Genomic DNA, 19,935 nt, shown 5'->3' with positions numbered 1-19,935 from the left:
CCAGGTCGTCGCACGACGTTTGGCAACAGCTGAAGTGGAGAGAAGAAGAAGGTGGCTGACGACGACCGGAGCCGGGCAGGCGCCGGTAACGTTCGGCGGCTCGTGATTGTCGAGTCGCCGACTAAAGCACGCAAGATTGCGGGCTACCTCGGCTCCAATTACATCGTCGAATCCTCCCGTGGCCACATCCGTGACCTGCCGCGAGCTGCCGCCGATGTGCCTGCGAAGTACAAGTCCGAACCGTGGGCGCGTCTCGGCGTCAACGTCGATGCGGACTTCGAACCGCTCTACATCGTCAGCCCGGACAAGAAGAGCACCGTCACCGAGCTCAAGAGCCTGCTCAAGGACGTCGACGAGCTCTATCTCGCGACGGACGGTGACCGTGAGGGCGAGGCGATCGCCTGGCATCTGCTCGAAACGCTCAAACCGCGCATCCCGGTCAAACGGATGGTGTTCCACGAGATCACCGAGCCGGCGATCCGGGCCGCCGCGGAAAGCCCACGTGACCTGGACATCGACCTGGTAGACGCGCAGGAGACCCGGCGCATCCTGGACCGGCTCTACGGCTACGAGGTCTCACCCGTGCTGTGGAAGAAGGTGGCCCCGAAGCTGTCGGCCGGCCGCGTGCAGTCGGTGGCGACCCGCATCATCGTGCAGCGTGAACGCGAGCGGATGGCCTTCCGCAGCGCCGGGTACTGGGATGTCACCGCCGAGTTGGACGCCAGCGTGTCCGATCCGCAGGCCGCCCCGCCGAAGTTCACCGCGAAACTGAACACCGTCGACGGGCGCCGGGTGGCGACCGGGCGCGACTTCGACTCCCTCGGCGCGGTCCGCAAGCCCGACGAGGTGCGGGTGCTCGACGAGGCCGCCGCGGCGGCGCTGGCCACCGGGCTGCGCGGGGCACAGTTGACCGTCTCCTCGGTGGAGCAGAAGCCCTACACGCGCAAGCCCTACCCGCCGTTCATGACCTCGACGCTGCAGCAGGAGGCCGGCCGCAAGCTGCGCTTCACCTCCGAGCGCACCATGAGCATCGCGCAGCGGCTGTACGAAAACGGCTACATCACCTACATGCGTACCGACTCGACCACGCTGTCGGAGTCCGCGATCAACGCCGCCCGTACGCAGGCCGGTCAGCTCTACGGCCAGGAGTACGTGCACCCCACCCCGCGCCAGTACACCCGCAAGGTGAAGAACGCGCAGGAGGCCCACGAGGCGATCCGCCCCGCCGGCGACGTGTTCCAGACCCCGGGTCAGTTGCACAGCGCCCTGGACACCGACGAGTTCCGGCTCTACGAGCTGATCTGGCAGCGCACCGTGGCCTCGCAGATGGCCGACGCGCGCGGCACCACACTGAGCCTGCGGATCGCCGGCCAGGCCGCCGGTGGCGAGCAGGTCGTGTTCAACGCCTCCGGGCGCACCATCACCTTCCCGGGTTTCCTGAAGGCCTACGTCGAGAGCCTGGACGACCAGGCCGGTGGCGAGGCCGACGACGCCGAGAGCCGCCTGCCCAACCTCACCCAGGGGCAGCGGGTCGACGCCGCCGATCTCACCGCAGACGGGCACACCACCTCGCCCCCGGCCCGCTACACCGAGGCCTCGCTGATCAAGGCGCTGGAAGACCTGGGTATCGGGCGGCCGTCGACCTACAGCTCGATCATCAAGACGATCCAGGACCGCGGCTACGTCCACAAGAAGGGCAGCGCGCTGGTGCCGTCCTGGGTGGCGTTCGCGGTGATCGGGCTGCTGGAACAGCATTTCAGTCGGCTGGTCGACTACGACTTCACCGCCGCCATGGAGGACGAACTCGACGAGATCGCCGCCGGCAACGAGCGACGGACCAACTGGCTCAACAACTTCTACTTCGGTGGCGAGCACGGTGCGGACGGCTCGGTCGCCCGGGAGGGCGGGCTCAAACAGCTCGTCGGCGGCAACCTGGAGGGCATCGATGCCCGAGAGGTCAACTCCATCAAGCTGTTCGACGATGCCGAGGGGCGCGCGGTCAATGTGCGCGTCGGCCGCAACGGGCCGTACCTGGAGCGGATGATCGCCGACCCGGACAATCCGGGTGAACTCAAGCCGCAGCGCGCCAACCTCAAGGATGAGCTGACGCCGGACGAGCTGACCCTCGAGCTCGCCGAAAAGGCTTTCGCCACACCGCAAGAGGGACGATCGCTGGGCGTCGATCCGGAGACCGGGCACGAGATCGTGGCCAAGGACGGACGATTCGGCCCGTACGTCACCGAGATCCTGCCCGAGCCACCGGATGACGGGGAGGCGGGCAGCCCGGCGAAGAAGGGCAAGAAGCCCACCGGTCCGAAGCCGCGCACCGGTTCGCTGCTGCGCACGATGGATCTGGAGACGGTCACCCTCGAGGACGCACTCAAGCTGCTGTCGCTGCCGCGGGTGGTGGGTGTCGATCCCGAGAGCAAGGAAGAGATCACCGCGCAGAACGGCCGTTATGGCCCATATCTGAAGCGCGGCACCGACTCTCGATCGTTGGCCACCGAAGAGCAGATGTTCACCATCACCCTCGATGAGGCGCTGAAGATCTACGCCGAACCCAAACGGCGGGGCCGTCAGGGTGCTGCCACCCCGCCGCTGCGCGAGCTCGGGGTGGATCCGGTGTCGGAGAAGCCGATGGTGATCAAGGACGGCCGGTTCGGCCCCTACGTCACCGACGGCGAGACCAACGCCAGCCTGCGCAAGGGTGACGACGTGCTGTCGATCACCGACGAGCGGGCCTCGGAGTTGCTGGCCGATCGTCGGGCCCGTGGTCCGGTGAAGAAGGCCGCCAAGAAGGCTCCGGCGAAGAAGGCCGCCGCCAAGAAGACGGCCGCCAAGAAGGCGCCGGCTAAGAAGGCCGCGAAAAAGGCCTGACCGGCCGGGCCAGCTGCGTCGGGGCCGTGCGCCCGCGCAGTTCGACGGTCTCGCCGACGTCCCAGGCCAGAGCCTCGGCGTCCAGGGCCCCGCTGACCGCGATGGCGGAGGCGAGCACGTGACCCTCCTCCAGCTTGGCCAACTCGGTGAGCCGGGCGGCCTCGTTCACCGGGTCGCCGATGACGGTGTATTCGAACCGGGCCTGGGCCCCGATGTGTCCGGCGATCGCCCGGCCCGCGGACACCCCGATGCCGAACTCGGTCTGCCCCAACACATTCACCAGTTCGTCGTGCAGTTCACGGGAGGCCGCCAGCGCGGCACCGGAGGCGTCGGGATGCTCGATCGGGGCGCCGAAGATGGCCAGTGCCGCGTCGCCCTGGAACTTGTTGACGAACCCGCCGTGCTTGTTCACGGTGTCGACGACGACGCGGAAGAACTCGTTGAGCAGGTTCACCACTTCCGAGGCCGGGACGGTCGAGGCCAGCTGTGTGGAACCGACGAGGTCGACGAACAGCACCGCGACGTCGCGTTCCTGGCCGCCCAGCTCGGTGCCGCGCTCCAGCGCACGGCGGGCCACGTCCTCGCCGACATAGCGGCCGAACAGGTCACGCAGCCGCTGCCGCTCGGCGAGATCGCGCACCATGTCGTTGAAGCCGGCCTGCAGGAGTCCGAGCTCGCTGGCGTCGTAGATCTGCATATGCGCGTTGTAGTTTCCGCGCTGCACCTCGCCGAGCGCCCAGCGCAGCTGCCGCAGCGGGTCGGCGATCGACATCGAGACCAGGATGGTGCCGATCAGACCGATCAGCAGTGCCGCGATGGCCAGCAGCAGGATCGGCGTGGTCAGCTTCTCCGCCGGTGCGCTGAGAACCTCGAACTTGCTGGCCACCACCGCCAGCACGATGGCAAGGATCGGCACCCCGGTGGACAGCACCCAGGTCAGCACCTGGCGCAGGATGACCCCGGGGGCCCGGAAATTCTCCGGCACCCCGGTGCGCAGTGCGGCGACCGCGACCGGGCGCAGCACCCGTTCCGATTGCAGATAGCCGATGATCGCCACCGCGGTGGCCCCCAGCGCGGTGGCCACCGCCACCACCGGAGCCGACTTGCTGGCGACCGGCCAACTGGCCACGATGAACACGATCGAGCCCAGGCACCAGTTGGTCACGTTGATGACCGACCGGTAGAACGGCATCTTCAGGGCGCGGACCCGGGCCACCTCGGTGATGGTGGTGGAGGTGTCGCCGAGCAGGGTGTCGCGGCGTTGCCAGCGGATCACCGGGATGAGCATCCGCAGCGTGATGTAGGCGGCGATGGTGAACGACACGAACAGATAGCCGAGGAAGACGGCGAGGTTGAAGGCGGGCAGCTCCTGCAACTGGATCCGGTCCTCCGGTGGCAGGCCGTAGCGCAGGAAGCCGAGCACCAGCAACGCGCCGATGATGTCGGCCTGAACCATCCCCAGACCGAACACCGGCCATGGCGTGCGGGCCACCCATCGGATGAACGCGCTGATGCGCCCGATGGGTATCACCTCCGCGTTCACCCGTTTACCGTATCGGGCCGGGCGGACGTGTCGTGCCGCTGCCAGCGTGTCGTGTCCCCGGGTGGCACTACTGTTGACCGGTGCGTAGCGGTGTTTTCTCGCGTCTGGTGGGCCAGGACCTCGTGGAGGCCGAGTTGCTCACGGCCGCGACGGCAGCTCGGGGTGAAAAGTCTCACAGCGGTCTGACGGCCGGTGGGATGAGCCACGCCTGGCTGATCACCGGCCCGCCGGGCTCGGGACGCTCCATCGCCGCAGTGTGTTTCGCCGCCGCCCTGCAGTGCACGTCCGAGGGGGAACCCGGGTGCGGTGAATGTCGCGCCTGTACCACCACGATGGCCGGCACCCACGCCGATGTGCGCCGGATCATCCCGGAGGGGTTGTCCATCGGGGTCAAGGAGATGCGCGACATCGTCCAGATCGCGTCACGGCGGCCCGGCACCGGGAGGTGGCAGATCGTGGTGGTCGAGGATGCCGACCGGCTCACCGAGGGGGCGGCCAACGCGCTGCTCAAGGTGGTGGAGGAACCGCCGCCGTCGACGGTGTTCCTGCTCTGCGCGCCGTCGGTGGACCCGGAGGACATCGCGGTCACGCTGCGCTCGCGGTGCCGGCATGTCGCCCTGGTGACGCCGCCGACCGCGGCGATCGCCACGGTGCTCACCGAGCGCGACGGAATCGCCGCCGATGTGGCGGCCTGGGCGGCCTCGGTCAGCGGCGGGCATGTGGGCCGGGCGCGGCGGCTGGCCACCGACCCGGAGTCCCGGCTGCGCCGGGAACGCGCGCTGAGCCTGGCCCGCGACGCGGCGACGCCGTCCCGGGCGTTCGGCGCCGCCGAGGAACTGGTGGCCACCGCCGAGGCGGAGGCCAAGGCGCTGACCGTGGACCGCAACGAGACCGAGGCCGAGGAACTGCGGACCGCCCTCGGCGCGGGCGGGACCGGGAAGGGCACCGCGGGCACCATCCGCGGTGCGGCCGGCGCGATGAAACAGCTCGAACAGCGGCAGAAGTCGCGCCAGACCCGCGCATCCCGGGACGCGCTGGACCGGGCCCTGATGGACCTGGCCACCTACTTCCGGGACGCGATGGTGGTGTCGGCGGGCGCCGGTCAGGTGGTGGCCAACCACCCGGACATGGCGGAGAAGGCCGGCGCGATGGCCGAGCACGTCCCGCCGGACCGGCTGCTGCGCTGTATCGAGGCGGTGCTGCAGTGCCGAGAGGCGCTCGCCACGAACGTGAAGCCGAAGTTCGCCGTGGATGCCATGGTGGCCACCATCGGGCAGGCGCTGCGGACCTGATCGGACATCAACTTGGGTGCTGCGCAGGTGCTGTCGTAGACTCATGCCGCTCTGCAAAGAGCGCGCCACCCTAGCTCAGTCGGTAGAGCAATTCACTCGTAATGAATAGGTCAGGGGTTCGATTCCCCTGGGTGGCTCACTTCGGGCGGACCGCTGCGGTCCAGGCCAGCGGGTTGAGTCGGCGATAGGGATCCTCGGCGCGCACCCGGATCAGGTCGGCCAGCGCCCCTTCCAGCGCATCCTTGGTCTGTTCACGCAGTTCGTCGGTCTGGGTTCCCCGGATCGGCGCCCCGAACCGGACGTACATCCGCTGTGGTCGGGGGATCAGCGTCGGGCCGACCCCGTGCAGCAGCGGTATCGGTGTATCGGGTTTCCCGGGCAGCTTCCCGGCCAGGGCCTGGCTGAGCCGCCCCCAGCGGCCATCGCGGGTGGTGAAGCTCTGGTAGATCTCATCACCGCCGAGCAGCGCCACCGGCACGATCGGATAGTCGTTCTCGACCGCGAGGCGGGCAAACCCGGCGCGGCCCTCCCAGCTCAAGGTGTTCTCTTCGCCTTGGAACTTGGAGATCTCGCGCCCGCCGCCGGGGAACACCAGGATCGGTTCGCCATGCCGCATCAGTTCCCGGGCCGACTCCGGTGCGCCGACGGTCGCGCCGCACGCGGCCAGCAGATCGGCCATCGGCGGCGGCATATTGCCGAATGCCCGGTCGGTCAACGGGCGCACCAGCCGCCCGATCTCCCGGCGCACCAGATACGGAATCAGGAACCCTTCGATCCCCGCCTGAGTATGGTTGCCCACCAACAGGAATCGGCCATCGCGGGGTAGGCGGTCCAGGCCCTCGACGTATGGACGGCAGAGGCTCACCAGGGGGTCGATCCGGTCGGCGACGGTTTGGACGGCACGCCGAATGGCCCGGATGCGTCCGGGCTGATCCATCAGGGATCCGGTGTCGGTCAGGACGCTCATACGGCCACCATACCGAACGAACCAGTTCGTCTGGTTATGCTTCCGCTGTGAGAACCACGACGGAACTACGTTCGGCGATCCTGGCTGCCGCCCGCGCCGAGTTCGCTCGGTGCGGTCTGGCCGGCGCCCGCATCGACCGCATCGCCAAGGAGGCCAAGGCCAGCAAGGAACGCCTGTACGCCCACTTCGGCGACAAGGAGACCCTGTTCCGGGAGGTGTTCGTCGGCGATGGCCGGGAGCTCTTCGCGTCGGTCACGCTGCGCCCCGAGGCGGTCGCGGAATTCGTCGGTGAGATCTATGACCTGGCGTGGCGCCGGCCCGAGCATCTCCGGATGATCACCTGGGCCAAGCTGGAGGGACTCGACCTCGGTGCGCCCGAGTTCGACGGCGAACCGATGCCCGGGCAGGCGGTTGCGGCCATCGAAGCCGCGCAGGCCGCCGGCCACGTCGACCCGGCCTGGCGGCCCGAGGACCTGATCGTGCTGTTGTTCTCGACCGGGTTGGCCTGGGCGCACCTGCCGCACCCCGACGCGGTCACCGACGATCCGGAGACGATCGCGCACCGGCGCGCGGTCGCGGTGGACGCCGCTAGCCGCCTCATCGCCGAACGGCGCTAGCCGGCCCGGCGCTGGGCGACCTTACGCTCCGCCAGGCGGTGCCACAGATCCTCGAGATCGATGTCGTTGGCCTGCCGCGGCCGGCGGTGGTGGAACAGCGAATCGTCATGGCTGGCCGGGCAGCGGAACCGGTGCAGCTGTAGGCACTTCGCCGGCCAACGGGCCTCGTGGACATCGTCGAGATCGACGACCTGGCGGGTGAGGCGCCGGATCGCGAACCGGTTCCCGGCGGCACTCTCATCGGTGGGGTGCATCTCGGCGTCGAACAGCCGCCAGCCGCCGTAGGCCATCTGCAGCCAGACCGTCTCGATATTGCAGTGCCTGCAGGGTGCGACGACGGACGGCCGGGAATCCATGCCAACAGGGTAGGGACCGGCACCGACAAGTGGCGTGCGCACACGCCGGTGGTCAGTCGTCGGCGAGCGCGTCGGCGGCGATGGTGCGGGCCGTACTCGCGGCGGGGAATCCGGCGTATCCGCTGGCGTGGTAGATGACCTCGGCGAGTTCGGAGTCGGTCAGCCCGTTCTGCCGGGCGATCTTGAAGTGATAGGGCAGTTCGTCGGTCGCGCGCAATGCGATCAGGATGCCGAGGGTGACCAGGCTGCGGTCCCGCTTGGCCAGGCCCGGGCGGGTCCACAACGCGCCGAAGACGGTCTGCATGCCGATGTCCATGAGTTCAGGGGCGAACCCGTCGCCGAATTCGACGTCCGCGTCGTCGTCGGGCAGCAGGCCGGGGAGCAGTTCACGGAACACACGCAGGCCGTCGGCGCGTAAGTTAGTCATGCTTATTATCGTGCCACTCAACGAGGCGCGACGAACCCGATCGGCCCAGACGCGATGCACACCGCCAACGCGGCGGTGTTCGCGCTCACCCGGATCGCGTCACCGGCCCCGGGCAGCCGGACGAACACCCGGTTCAGGCCCGGATGCACCGGCACCTTCACCGCAGGGCCCTCGCTCAGCGACATGGTCAGCGACCCCTCGCTGTTGGCCAGGTAGTTGATCTCGGCCGTCCAGTCCGCCGGCAGCAGCGGCCCGTCCAGTTTCATGACGACCTCGTCGCCATCGGTCTGCACCAGGTAGCCGCAGCCCGGCTCGGGCCCCGGGGTGATGGTCCGGATCCAGGTGACCAATCCGTCGCGCAACCGGCCCGTCGAGTCGAAGACGCGCAGTTCCGTTGTGGCGCTGCTGAATCCGGGTCCCGGCAGCAGCGCGAACATGTGGCTGGCCAGGTTCTCCGGGGCCGCCACACGCTGCATGATCATCGGGTCCACCTCCTGATCCAGCAGCGGGGCCGCCAGCGGATCGACCGCGGCGAGTCCGGCGCGGGCGTTGGCCAGATACTCCGGCACCGGGCTGTCCTGCCACGCCCGCAGAAACGTCACCGTCGAATACAGGCTGCTGGCCACGAACGCCACCGCCACCGTGATGACCACCGCCGACCGGGCGGGGGAGGCGTCCAGGCGACGCGAGGACTCCCGGTTCGGGGCGCGGAAGGCAACCGCGGCCAGCAGCGCCAGCACCACCACCAGATCGGGCAGATAACGCAGCGTCTGAGCCAGTTCCAGCGCGGTGAACTGCGATGACCGCATCAGATAGATCGGCACCTGGCACGCCACCGCGTACCCCACGGCGGCCAGCCAGACCGGGCCGATGCGCTCCTTGCGGTACAGCGACACCGCCAGCGTGCCGGCCAGCACCAGCCAGCCCAGCGCCATCACCGTCACCGGCGGGGTGGCCCACGGCGACGCCGGCGCCCAGCGCTGCCACTCCCACGGACCGCCGGCCAACCCCGGGACGATGCCGTGCGTGATCGAGCGCCACAGCAGGTCCCAGGTCATCGGAAGGTCCAGCGACCAGCGCTTCTGGTCGACGACGATCAGGTACACGCCGATCCATGCGACCGTCACCGCGAGCAATCCCACCCACAGGCGGAGGCCACGACGCCACACCTGCGCCACCGACGCGCGGGTCACCCAGGCCAGCAGCGCGGTCACCGCGAACGCGACGAACGGGATCACCGCGGACTTCTCGAAGAACAGCAACGCGCCGAAGTAGACCAGGACGCCGGTCACGAGGTATCGCCGATTGCCGGTGCGCACCAACAGGATCGCGTCGGCACACACCCAGGCCAGCGCGGCCTGCATCGGCAGCGAGTTCAGGCCGGCCGCCCACCAGGCGAAACCCGGCACGGTCAGCGGCGTGAACAGCGCGAAGGTCAACGGGACCAGCAGTGCCGGCCGCCAGCCCAAGATCACGTACAACGCCCGCAGCAACGCCGCCGAGGCCAGCGCCTGCAGCACGATCAGGCTGAGCGCCGGGCCGAACCACTGCAGCGGGGCGGCCAGGGTGATGGCGCCGGCCAACAGGAACGCCCCGGGCATGACGTGCCCGTCGTGGTCGTCGAACAAGTACTGAGCCGAGAGCAGGTCCTGGGTGCCGGCGCGGCCGACCAGGATCAGGTCATCCCAGTAGAAGTCGCCGCCGAAGGCCAGCACGGAACGGATCAGCAGCTGCACCGCGATCAGCGCGACGGCAGTGCGGCAGATCCATCTCCCGTCGCTCCGCTCGCCCGGACTCCATTTCATCTCAGCCGACTGTACGGAGCCCGCTGCCGTGCATCAGCTCACGGTCGGATAGTCCTGCCCGACCTCCTGGCGGGCGGCCCAGGCCGAGGCGACCATCTCGGTCAGCGAATGGCGCATCTGCCAGTCCAGGTCGCGGGCGGCCAGATCGCCGGCTGCCACGATGCGGGCCGGATCGCCGGGCCGGCGCGGGTTCACCTTCGGCTCGAAGTCGATCCCGGTGACCTCGCGGATGGTCGTCATGATCTCGCGCACCGAGGTGCCCGATCCGCTGCCCAGGTTGTACACGGGCTCCAGGTCCTTGCCGGCCTCCATCCGGCGGGCGGCCGCCACATGGGCGGAGGCCAGGTCCGAGACGTGCACATAATCGCGCACACAGGTGCCGTCGGGTGTGTCGTAATCCCCGCCGTTGATCTGCGGGACACTCCCGTTGAACAGCATGTCGAGGACCTTGGGGAACAGGTTGTGCGGGCTGCGGTCGAACAGGTCCACCGATCCCGAGCCGACCACGTTGAAGTACCGCAGGCTGGTGTGCCGCAGGTCGCGGGACCGGGCGACGTCGCGCAGCAGCCATTCCCCGATCAGCTTGCTCTCCCCGTACGGGGACTCGGGCGCGGTGGGGGTCAGCTCGTCGACGAGCTCGACGTCGGGGGTTCCGTAGGTGGCCGCGCTGCTGGAGAAGACGATCTGGTCGACGCCGGTATCGGCCATCGCCTGCAGCAGGGTCGCCATGGCGGTGACGTTCTGCTGATAGGTGTGCAGCGGGTACTTCACCGACTCGCCGGCGTACTTGTAGCCGGCGACGTGGATCACCCCGGTCACCCGGTGGTCGGCCAGGGTGGCCCGGACCGTGTCGTAGTCCAGCAGGTTTGCGGTCACCAGCTCGACGCGAGCGGGCACGAAGTGGGCCAGCCCCGTCGACAGGTCGTCGATCACGACGACGTCGGTACCGGATGCGGTCAGCGCACGCACGACGTGCGAACCGATGTATCCGGCGCCACCGGTGACGAGCCAGGTCATGTGTTGTCCTTTGTTCGGGTCCTTCGGGGGCAAAGTCTAGGCAGACATGTGGTGCCCGTGCTGTGGACGAAATTCGGCAAAAAGATAGTGAGCAATCGCTATCTAACCTAGGGTCGCGAGATGTCCTACGACGTGATCATCCGCGACGGCCTGTGGTTCGACGGCACCGGACGCCCGCCGCTGACCCGCTCCCTCGGCATCCGCGACGGCATCGTCGCCGAGGTCTCCGCCGCACCACTGGACGAGACCGGGTGCCCCGAGGTGATCGACGCCGCGGGCAAATGGGTGGTCCCCGGTTTCATCGACGTGCACACGCACTACGACGCCGAGGTGCTCCTCGACCCGGGCCTGCGCGAATCGGTGCGCCACGGCGTCACCACCGTGCTGCTCGGCATGTGCTCACTGTCCACGGTGTACGCCGACACCGAGGACGCCGCCGATCTGTTCAGCCGGGTCGAGGCGGTACCGCGCGAGTACGTGCACGGCGCGCTGACCGAACACAAGACCTGGCACAACCCCGCCGAGTACGTGGCCGCCATCGACGCACTGCCGCTCGGCCCGAACATCGCCTCGCTGCTCGGGCATTCCGACCTGCGCGCCTCGGTGCTCGGCCTGGACCGCGCCACCACCCGCGGTGTCGTCCCGACCGACGCCGAGCTGGAGACCATGGCCCAGCGCCTCGAGCAGGCCCTGGACGCCGGGATGCTCGGCATGTCCGGGATGGATGCCGCCATCGACAAACTCGACGGTGACCGGTTCCGGTCCCGCGCGCTGCCGTCCACCTTCGCCACCTGGCGCGAACGCCGCCGGTTGATCAAGGTGCTGCGCCGGCGCGGCCGCATGTTGCAGAGCGCACCCAACGTGGCCCGCGCGCAGGAAGCGTTGAACTTCTTCCTGGAGAGCAGCGGCCTGTTCGGCCGCCGGCCCGGTGTGAAGATGAGCCTGCTGGTGTCGGCCGATGCCAAGTCCTCACCGGGCGCCGCGCGGGTCATCGGCATCGGCACCCGGGTGTTGAACAAGCTGATCGGCGCCCAGGTGCGGTTCCAGCATCTCCCGGTGCCGTTCGAATTGTATTCCGACGGAATCGATCTGCCGGTCTTCGAGGAGTTCGGCGCCGGTACCGCGGCGCTGCACCTGCGTGATCAGCTGGAGCGCAACACGCTGCTCGCCGACCCCGAATACCGGCGCCGGTTCCGCCGGTCGTTCGACCGGCGCAAGCTCGGACCCACCTTGTGGCACCGTGATTTCCACGACGCCACCATCGTCGAATGCCCGGACGGGTCGTTGATCGGCAAGAGCTTCGGCCAGATCGCCGACGAGCGGGGCATCCATCCGCTGGACGCCTTCCTGGATGTGCTGGTGGACAACGGCGAACGCAATGTCCGCTGGACCACGATCGTGGCCAACCACCGCCCCGACGTGCTCGACCGGCTGGCCGCGGATCCCTCGGTGCACATGGGCTTCTCCGATGCCGGCGCGCACCTGCGCAACATGGCGTTCTACAACTACGCGCTGCGCCTGCTCAAGCGGGTCCGCGATGCGGATGAGGCCGGGCGGCCGTTCCTCACCCCGCAGCGCGCCGTGCACCGGCTGACCGCGGAGGTCGCCGACTGGTTCGGACTCGACGCCGGCACCCTGCGCCGCGGGGACCGGGCCGACTTCGTGGTGATCGACGTGGGCGCCCTCGATGATTCGGTCAACGCCTATCACGAGGCGGTGGTGCCGTTCTACGGCGGACTGAGCCGCATGGTGAACCGCAACGACGACACCGTCATCGCCACCGGTGTCAACGGCCAGGTGGTGTTCGCCCGCGGCAGATTCCGTGACGGCTACGGCGCCACGGTCCGCAGCGGCCGGTACCTGCGGGCCGGTACTGCGGCAACCGCCACGGTCTAGCGATGGCCCGCACCCAACAGCAGCGCCGGGCGGAGACCGTCGCCCGGCTGCTCGACGCCGGCATCGAGACGATCATCGAAATCGGTTACGCCCGTGCGTCGGCGGCGATCATCGCAAAACGGGCCGGCCTGTCCGTCGGCGCGCTGTTCCGGCACTACCCGACGATGGGGGACTTCATGGCCGCCACCGGCCATGAGGTGTTGCGCCGCCAGCTCGACCTGTTCGGGAAACGGGTCGCCGAGATCCCCGCGGACAAGCCCGCGCTGGAATCGGCACTGACGATCCTGCGGGACGTCACCGGCAACGACACCAACGCCGTGCTCTACGAACTGATGGTGGCGGCCCGCACCGACGCTGCGCTGCGTGCCACCCTGCAGCACGTGCTCACCGAGTACGCGGCCAAGATCGACGAGGTCGCCGCGGGCGTGCCCGGCATCGACAACCTCGACCCCGACCTGCTGCCCGTCGTCCGGGCGTTGTTGACCAACGCCTTCGACGGCGCCGCGCTGCTGCGCGGGGTGCTGCCGACCCCCGATCTGGAGGACAAGCGGATCGCGTTGCTCACCGACCTGCTCGGTGGACGCTGAGCGCGTACAGGTGCACCGCGATGCCCACCATCGGACCGCACAGCAGCGCGACGACGGTCCTGGTCTCCAGGTCCAGCGGGAGCAGCAGCAGGGCGACCGCGGCCAGCGTGGCGCCCACCCAGCCCGCCGCGTACGCCCGGTGCAGCGCGGCGGCCACGGTGGCGGCGCCGGTCAGGGTGAGCAGCGCGAGGGACACCGCCCCGGCGGTGAACCAGGCCAGCAGCACGCCGGGGGCTTGATAGTCCGCTCCGAACGCGGTGCGCAGCAGCCACGGTCCGGCCAGCCAGGCCGCCGGCACCCCGACCGCCCCGACTGCAACGACCAGGCCCGCGGGCGCGACCAGTGCGCGCAAACGGCGGTGCCGCTGATCCACGAAATGTGCGATCAGGTTGCCCTGCATGGCCGTCAGCGGCACCAGCAGCGGCGCCCGGGTCAGTGTCACCGCCAGGATGACCACACCGCCGGCCGCCCCGAGCTCGCCGGAGGTGGCCTTGAGCAGCACCGGGAAACCCATCACCAGGACGGCGCTGGCACCGGCGGCGGCCACCGAGTGCAGCGTCCCGGTCAGGAAGGTGCGCGGCGAACCGGCGGTCGCCAACCGGGCCGCTGCCCGGGCCGTTGGCGAGGCCACCAGCAGGATCAGCCAGGCCAGACATCCGGCGACGGTCGCCCACAGGAACCCGGCCAGTCCCCAGCCCAGCACGAAGGCCGCAGCGGCGACCGCCACCCGGATCGCGGCGTCGGTCACCATCAACGATCCGTACTGCGTCCACCGGTCGACCCCGGCCAGCATGCCGAGCAGCGTTGCGTGCAGGCAGAATCCGGCCAGGCCGATGCTCAGCAGCACCACACTGAGCCACCGGGACTCCCCGAACACCTGCGCCGACCACAGCGGCGAGCTGAGCACGATCACACCGGCCGCCGCCACGCCGACGACGGCCGCGACCCGCATCGGGCGGGTGCGTTCGGGCCCGGTTACGATCTGGCCGCGCAGCGCCCGGACCTCGCGGGTGGATTCCTGGAGCAGGCCGTTCGCCGCGCCGCTGACCAGTCCGAACGCCCCCCAGAACACCCCGAACAGGGAGAATCCGGCGGGTTCCAGATCGCGGGCGGCCAGATAGAGCACGGCGTAGCCGCACAGCGCCGAGCACGCGGTGGCGATCCCGACCCGGGTGACGCTGCCCCGCGTCACCGGGCCGCGGGCCGGTACTGCCGCGCTGGCGTCGGTCACAGGTCCGGTACGTCCTCGGAGTACAGCCAGCGGTCCCACAGCGACCGCAGCGAGACGTCGGTGTGATTGGCGGCCAGACCGGTGAAGTCATCGGTGACGGCGGTGCTGTGCCGGTAGCGGGCGGTCCAATCCTGAAGCAGCGCAAAGAAATTATCGTCACCGATGACTCCGCGCAGGGCGTGCAGGGTGAGCGCGCCGCGCTTGTACACCCGGTCGTCGAACATGTCGGCCGGGCCGGGATCGGTCAGCAGCAGATCCTGCGGGGAATCGGAGAGCCTGCGGTGGTAACTGCGTGCCCGCTCCTCGGCGCTGGGCCCGCCGGACTCCTCGGACCACAGCCATTCCGCGTAGCAGGCGAACCCCTCGTGCAGCCAGATGTCGCGCCAGCGCCGCACCGTCACCGAGTTGCCGAACCACTGGTGTGCCAGTTCGTGGGCGATCAGCCGTTCCGCCGAGCCGCTGCCGTCGCAGTGATTGGCGCCGAAGATCGAAAGCCCTTGGGCCTCAAGCGGTATCTCCAGGTCGTCATCGGTGACGACGACGGTGTACCCGGTGGCCAGCGGGTACGGCCCGAACCGCCGGGTGAACAGCTTCATCATCTGGGGCTGGCGGGCGAAGTCGTGTTCGAAGTCGCCGCGCAACCGGTCCGGCAGCACGGCGTACATCGGCACCGGGCTCTTCTGCAGGCGGAGCCGTTCGTACTCCCCGATCTGCAGCGTGATGAGGTAGGTGGAGGTGGGCTCGGCCTGCTCGTAGACCCAGACGGTGTGGCTGGCCCGCACCTGCTTGGAGACCAGTTCGCCGTTGGCCAGTGCGTAATACGGGCTGTCGGTGCTGATCCGGATCTGGTAGCTGGCCTTGGCCGCCGGGTGATCGTCGCAGGGAAACCAGGAGGCCGCCCCGTTGGGCTGCCCGGCGACCAGCGCGCCGTTGGACAGTTCCTCGAAGCCGACCTCTCCCCAGACGGTGCGCAGCGGACGGGGTGTCCCGCCGTAGCGGATCGCGATGGTCATCGCGGCGCCGGCGGGCAGGGCCGCGCCGAGGGTGATGTGCAGCTTGTCCGCCGAACAGCGGAACTGGTTGGGGCGCCGACCGTTCACCGTCACCTTCGACACCGACATGGCATCGGAGAGGTCCAGGCTGAAGGTGCGCAGCGCGGCCAGCGTCACCGCGGTGATGGTGACCGATCCGGCGAGCCGGTTGATCGCCACCTTGTATTCGAGGTCGAGTTCGTAGCGGGATACCCGGTAGCCGAAGTTGCCGTTGCGGGGCAGGTAGGGGTCGATCACCGGGGGCTGGTGGGCGGACTTGCGGGCCGGCTTCTTGGCCGGCCTCATCGGTCGTGCTTCTTGCGCTTGACCGTCCATGGTGCGATCGGGTTGCCCTGCCAGCGGGTCCACGGCGGCACCTCGTCACCGCGCATCACCAACGAGGCGGGGCCGACGGTGGCGCCCGCGCCGATGCGCGAGGCCGGCAACGCCACGCAGTGCGGGCCCAGGGTGGCGCCCTCGTCGAGGATCACGGTGTCCATCCGCATGATCCGGTCGTGGAACAGGTGGGTCTGCACCACACAACCCCGGTTCACGGTGCTGCCGTCGCCGAGGGTGATCAGATCCGCCTCGGGCAGCCAGTAGGTCTCGCACCAGACCCCGCGGCCGATCCGGGCACCCAGACCACGCAGCCAGATGTTCATCACCGGGGTGCCGCTGGCGGCCCGGGCGAACCACGGCGCGGCCACCGTCTCGACGAAGGTGTCCGACACCTCGTTGCGCCACACGAACGATGACCACAGCGGGTGTTCGACCGCCTCGATGCGGCCCACCACAATCCATTTCGCCGCCACCGCAATCGCACCCGCGACAGCCCCGGCGGCCAGCAGCACCAAACCGCCGGCCAGCGCGGTCCAGCCGTAGCCGATGGCGCCGGCCAGGTGGTGCAGCGCGCCCAGCACCGCGACGCCGATCGCGAAGGTGACGATGACCGGGATGAGCCGGCAGGTCTCGACGACCGCGCGCATCACCCGCAGCTCGGTGGACGGGTGGAAGGTGCGGATCGTGTCCGCGGCGGTGGGCTTGCGGCGCAACCGGATCGGCGGGCTGCCCAGCCAGGAGGAACCCGCCTTGGCCTTGTGCGGGGTGGCCGACAGCACGGCCACCAGCCCGTCGTCGGGCACCCGGCGGCCGGGCTGGGTGATACCCGAGTTGCCCAGGAACGCTCGTTTGCCGATGGTGGCCTTCGCGACGTGGATCCAGCCGCCGCCGAGCTCGTAGGAGGCCACCATGGTGTCGTCGGCCAGGAAAGCGCCGTCGCAGATCTCGGTGAACTTCGGGGTGAGCAGCGCGGTCGAAATCTCGGTGTCCTTGCCCACTTTGGCGCCGAGCAGGCGGAGCCACCACGGGGTGAGCAGGCTGGCGTAGAGCGGGAACAGATAGTTGCGCGCGGCGTCCATCAGCCGTTCGGTGGCCCACAGTTGCCACCCGACGCGGCTGCGCACCGGGTGATAGCCCTCGGTCAGTCCGATGGCCAGCAGGCGTACCCCGATCACGGTCAGTGCGGCGTACACGGCCACGGCGACCAGTGCTCCCACCGGGGTCCACATCAGGGCCGGGACGATCGCGTCGGCTCCGGTGGCGGTGTCGCGGATCGCCCAGCCGAGCACGGCCAGCCCGGCGGCGAGCCCGGCCAGCGGCAGTGCGCCCAGCAGCATCGAGGTGATGCCGAAGACGGCGACCCACACCGGGGCGCGGGCGGGCCGCTCCTGCGGCCAAGGGTGGCGCGCCTTACCGGATTTCGCCGCCGGCGAGCCCTTCCAGTACTGCCCGTTCTTGACCTTGCCGATCACGCCGGAGCCGGCGGCGACATCGGCGTTCTTGCCGATCGACGCCCCCGGCAGCAGGGTGGTGCGGGCACCGATGGTGGAGTCGTTGCCGATGGTGATCGGGCCGACGTGGAACAGGTCCCCGTCGATCCAGTGCCCGGTCAGGTCGACCTCGGGTTCGATCGAGCACCGATGGCCCAGGGTGAGCATCCCGGTGACCGGCGGTGCGGAGTGCAGGTCGACCCCCTTGCCGATCGAATTACCAAGGGCCCGGGCGTAATACACCAGCCACGGGGCCCCGGCCTGATTCTCCGCCCCGCTGGCCTCGGCCAGCCGCTCGGCGAACCAGACCCGCAGGTGCTCGGATCCGCCGCGCCGGTAAGTGCCCGGCTGCAACCCGGAGAGCAGGGTGCGCGCACCCAGTACGGCGATGCCCATCCGTCCGGGCGGGGTGATGAAGACCAGGAACCCGGCGATGATCCACCACCAGTTCACGCCTGCCGCCCAGGGCACCAGGTCCACGGCGGCGGCGAGGTTGTTCAGGATGGCCAGCCAGATCACCCACTGCAGGCCGGTCAGCGTGGCCAGCGGCACCGACAGCGCCACCTGTGCCAATTGGGTGCGAACCGGTGTGGGTGTGACGTCGCGGCGCACCACCTCCGGGGGCGGGGCCAGCTCGTCGAGATAGCCGGCCAGCGAACCCAGCCGCGGGTGGTCGTACAGATCGGCGACGGTGACCTGCGGATAACGGGCGCGCACCGCCGCGACCAGTTGCGCGGCCGACAGCGATCCGCCGCCGAGGGCGAAGAAGTCGGCTTCCGGTCCGTCCACCACCGCGGCCAGCACGTCGCGCCACAGTCCGGCCAGCCAGCCCATGGTGCCGCCCAGTTCGGGCTCCTCGGCCCCCGCGCCTCCGGCGGCGGGGTCGACCGGCCACGGCAGCGCGTTGCGATCCACCTTCCCCGAGGTCCGGGTGGGCAGTTCGTCGAGCAGCACCAGGCGGGGGACCAGCGCGGCGGGCAGCGCCTCGGAAAGCTCGGCGCGGGCCTTGGCGAGGTCGAATTCCGGGTCGGCGCTTGCGATGTAGCCGACCAGCAGGGGCGTGCCGCTGGCGGTGCGGCGCACGGCGGCCGCCCCGGCGCTCACCCCGGGTAGGTGCACCAGCGCGTTGTCCACCTCGCCGAGTTCGATACGCCGCCCACCGACCTTGACCTGGTCGTCGGCGCGGCCCTGGAAGTACAGGCCGTCGGCCTCCAGCCGCACCAGGTCGCCGCTGCGGTAGGCGCGCTCCCAGCCCAGCGACGGCATGGCCGCGTACTTCTCGGCGTCCTTCTCCGGGTCCAGGTAGCGGGCCAGCCCGACGCCGCCGATCACCAGCTCACCGACCTCGCCCGGGCCCACCGGCAGACCGGCGCGGTCCACCACGACGAGGTCCCAGCCCGGCAGCGGCAGCCCGATGCTGACCGGGCGCGGCTCATGACCCGGGTCGCTGCGCTCCAGCCTTCCGAACCCGTCCAGGCGGGCCGCGCAGGCCACCACGGTCGCCTCGGTCGGGCCGTAGGTGTTCCACACCTCGCGCCCGTCCACCGCGAGCCGTTCGGCGAGTTCGGGCGGGCAGGCCTCACCGCCGAAGATCAGCAACCGCACCGACTCCAGTGCCTCGGCCGGCCACAGCGCGGCCAGCGTGGGGACGGTCGAGACGACGGTGATGTCCCGGGACACCAGCCACGGGCCCAGGTCCATCCCGCTGCGCACCAGCGACCGCGGTGCCGGGACCAGGCAGGCGCCGTTGCGCCAGGCCAGCCACATCTCCTCGCAGGAGGCGTCGAAGGCCACCGACAGCCCGGCCAGCACCCGGTCGCCGGGGCCGATGGGCGAGGACTGCAGGAACATCCGCGCCTCGGCGTCGACGAAGGCCGCGGCGCTGCGGTGCGTCACCGCGACACCCTTGGGGGTGCCGGTCGATCCGGAGGTGAAGATGATCCAGGCGTCGTCGCGGGTGAGTGGCGCCGCCGCCCGCCAGCCGCGGGAGGAACCCGGGCCGCGCACCAGGCCCTGGTCGGTGATGACCGCCACCACCTCGGCCTCGGTGAAGACGAGTGCGGCGCGTTCCTCGGGGTCGTCGGCGTCGACCGGGACGTAGGCGGCGCCGGTGGCCAGGGTGGCCAGGATCGCGGTGTAGAGGGCGTAGCTGCCCGAGGCCATCCGGATGCCGATCCGGTCACCGCGGCCGATACCGCGGGCCGCCAGCCATTCCACGCTGTCCTCGATGTCGCTGATCAGCTCGGCATAGGTGAGCTGCACCTCACCGTCGTCGATGGCGGGGGCGTCCGGGTAGCGGTTGGCCGTCTCGTAGAGGACGTCGACCAGGGTCCGTGGCGGAGCGGCTGCCGGGGAGAGAAGGTACTGAGGAGGAATCGCCTGGCCGGTCTCCGCTGTCACTGCTCCAAACTACTAAGCGCCCCGGCGGGCCCGCGAGCGGCGCGTGAATGCACCGGGAAA

General features: G+C 69.8%; 14 protein-coding genes and 1 tRNA gene. 6 read left to right on the top strand and 9 right to left on the bottom strand.

The features are described 5' to 3' along the window. Window positions 1-51: 51 nt before the first annotated feature. A complete protein-coding gene (gene topA / locus K0O62_RS26455) occupies window positions 52-2,877 on the top strand; it encodes a type I DNA topoisomerase (protein WP_073856895.1) in 2,826 nt (941 codons plus the stop codon). Here topA and K0O62_RS26450 read toward each other — a convergent pair. Continuing rightward, window positions 2,852-4,420, bottom strand: coding sequence for an adenylate/guanylate cyclase domain-containing protein (locus tag K0O62_RS26450; protein WP_073856894.1), 1,569 nt, complete (start codon window positions 4,418-4,420; stop codon window positions 2,852-2,854). The genes topA and K0O62_RS26450 overlap by 26 nt on opposite strands. 80 nt (window positions 4,421-4,500) lie before the next feature. Between K0O62_RS26450 and K0O62_RS26445 the strand changes: the two genes are divergently transcribed. Together K0O62_RS26445 and K0O62_RS26440 are read left to right on the top strand one after the other, a co-directional pair. Further along, window positions 4,501-5,712 carry a DNA polymerase III subunit delta' gene (locus K0O62_RS26445; RefSeq protein ID WP_073856893.1) on the top strand — a complete coding sequence of 404 codons (1,212 nt, stop codon included), beginning with the start codon at window positions 4,501-4,503 and terminating at the stop codon, window positions 5,710-5,712. A 64-nt stretch (window positions 5,713-5,776) separates the two neighbouring features. Then, window positions 5,777-5,849, top strand: a tRNA-Thr gene (locus K0O62_RS26440). Here the strand turns inward: K0O62_RS26440 and K0O62_RS26435 are convergent. Next, window positions 5,849-6,679, bottom strand: coding sequence for a lysophospholipid acyltransferase family protein (locus tag K0O62_RS26435; protein ID WP_073856892.1), 831 nt, complete (start codon window positions 6,677-6,679; stop codon window positions 5,849-5,851). The genes K0O62_RS26440 and K0O62_RS26435 overlap by 1 nt on opposite strands. A gap of 47 nt (window positions 6,680-6,726) precedes the next feature. Between K0O62_RS26435 and K0O62_RS26430 the strand changes: the two genes are divergently transcribed. Then, window positions 6,727-7,296, top strand: coding sequence for a TetR/AcrR family transcriptional regulator (locus K0O62_RS26430; RefSeq protein ID WP_073856891.1), 570 nt, complete (start codon window positions 6,727-6,729; stop codon window positions 7,294-7,296). Here the strand turns inward: K0O62_RS26430 and K0O62_RS26425 are convergent. The 4 genes from K0O62_RS26425 to galE are packed head-to-tail and all read right to left on the bottom strand — an operon-like array spanning window position 7,293 to window position 10,901. Continuing rightward, on the bottom strand, window positions 7,293-7,652 hold the full coding sequence (locus K0O62_RS26425) for a hypothetical protein (protein ID WP_073856890.1): 360 nt from the start codon (window positions 7,650-7,652) through the stop codon (window positions 7,293-7,295). The genes K0O62_RS26430 and K0O62_RS26425 overlap by 4 nt on opposite strands. Before the next feature lie 52 nt (window positions 7,653-7,704). Then, the gene (locus K0O62_RS26420; protein ID WP_073856889.1) at window positions 7,705-8,079 is read right to left on the bottom strand and encodes a carboxymuconolactone decarboxylase family protein; all 375 of its coding nucleotides are present in this window, start codon (window positions 8,077-8,079) and stop codon (window positions 7,705-7,707) included. Between the two features lie 17 nt (window positions 8,080-8,096). Further along, on the bottom strand, window positions 8,097-9,884 hold the full coding sequence (locus tag K0O62_RS26415) for a hypothetical protein (RefSeq protein WP_097933477.1): 1,788 nt from the start codon (window positions 9,882-9,884) through the stop codon (window positions 8,097-8,099). 33 nt (window positions 9,885-9,917) lie between these two features. Continuing rightward, window positions 9,918-10,901 (bottom strand): UDP-glucose 4-epimerase GalE, encoded by a 984-nt coding sequence (gene galE / locus K0O62_RS26410; protein ID WP_073856888.1) that lies wholly within the window; start codon window positions 10,899-10,901, stop codon window positions 9,918-9,920. A 120-nt stretch (window positions 10,902-11,021) separates the two neighbouring features. On the opposite strand from galE, the gene K0O62_RS26405 reads away from it, so the two are divergent. Together K0O62_RS26405 and K0O62_RS26400 are read left to right on the top strand one after the other, a co-directional pair. Continuing rightward, window positions 11,022-12,797, top strand: coding sequence for an N-acyl-D-amino-acid deacylase family protein (locus K0O62_RS26405; RefSeq protein WP_073856887.1), 1,776 nt, complete (start codon window positions 11,022-11,024; stop codon window positions 12,795-12,797). A gap of 2 nt (window positions 12,798-12,799) precedes the next feature. Next, window positions 12,800-13,384, top strand: coding sequence for a TetR/AcrR family transcriptional regulator (locus K0O62_RS26400; protein WP_073856886.1), 585 nt, complete (start codon window positions 12,800-12,802; stop codon window positions 13,382-13,384). Here K0O62_RS26400 and K0O62_RS26395 read toward each other — a convergent pair. From K0O62_RS26395 to K0O62_RS26385, 3 genes are read right to left on the bottom strand one after another with little or no spacing between them, the layout of a single operon-like run. After that, window positions 13,359-14,615, bottom strand: coding sequence for a hypothetical protein (locus tag K0O62_RS26395; RefSeq protein WP_073856885.1), 1,257 nt, complete (start codon window positions 14,613-14,615; stop codon window positions 13,359-13,361). The two genes, K0O62_RS26400 and K0O62_RS26395, sit on opposite strands and share 26 nt — an antisense overlap. Beyond that, a complete protein-coding gene (locus K0O62_RS26390; protein ID WP_073856884.1) occupies window positions 14,612-15,952 on the bottom strand; it encodes a M1 family metallopeptidase in 1,341 nt (446 codons plus the stop codon). The genes K0O62_RS26395 and K0O62_RS26390 overlap by 4 nt, the downstream gene beginning before the upstream one ends. Next, on the bottom strand, window positions 15,949-19,875 hold the full coding sequence (locus K0O62_RS26385; RefSeq protein ID WP_073856883.1) for a Pls/PosA family non-ribosomal peptide synthetase: 3,927 nt from the start codon (window positions 19,873-19,875) through the stop codon (window positions 15,949-15,951). Before K0O62_RS26385 ends, K0O62_RS26390 begins: the two co-directional genes overlap by 4 nt. Window positions 19,876-19,935 lie beyond the last annotated feature (60 nt).

The organism is Mycolicibacterium diernhoferi (assembly GCF_019456655.1).
GTDB classification, from domain to species: Bacteria; Actinomycetota; Actinomycetes; order Mycobacteriales; family Mycobacteriaceae; genus Mycobacterium; species Mycobacterium diernhoferi.
Note: the sequence above shows the minus strand (reverse complement) of the source record. Positions and strands in the feature narration are given on the sequence as shown.

Excerpts from the sequence above, each read along its gene's own strand:
- K0O62_RS26435 (WP_073856892.1), bottom strand. The coding sequence starts at position 6,679 with ATGAGCGTCCTGACCGACACCGGATCCCTGATGGATCAGCCCGGACGC.
- K0O62_RS26425 (WP_073856890.1), bottom strand. The coding sequence starts at position 7,652 with ATGGATTCCCGGCCGTCCGTCGTCGCACCCTGCAGGCACTGCAATATC.
- K0O62_RS26420 (WP_073856889.1), bottom strand. The coding sequence starts at position 8,079 with ATGACTAACTTACGCGCCGACGGCCTGCGTGTGTTCCGTGAACTGCTC.
- K0O62_RS26415 (WP_097933477.1), bottom strand. The coding sequence starts at position 9,884 with ATGAAATGGAGTCCGGGCGAGCGGAGCGACGGGAGATGGATCTGCCGC.
- galE (WP_073856888.1), bottom strand. The coding sequence starts at position 10,901 with ATGACCTGGCTCGTCACCGGTGGCGCCGGATACATCGGTTCGCACGTC.
- K0O62_RS26405 (WP_073856887.1), top strand. The coding sequence starts at position 11,022 with ATGTCCTACGACGTGATCATCCGCGACGGCCTGTGGTTCGACGGCACC.
- K0O62_RS26400 (WP_073856886.1), top strand. The coding sequence starts at position 12,800 with ATGGCCCGCACCCAACAGCAGCGCCGGGCGGAGACCGTCGCCCGGCTG.
- K0O62_RS26390 (WP_073856884.1), bottom strand. The coding sequence starts at position 15,952 with ATGAGGCCGGCCAAGAAGCCGGCCCGCAAGTCCGCCCACCAGCCCCCG.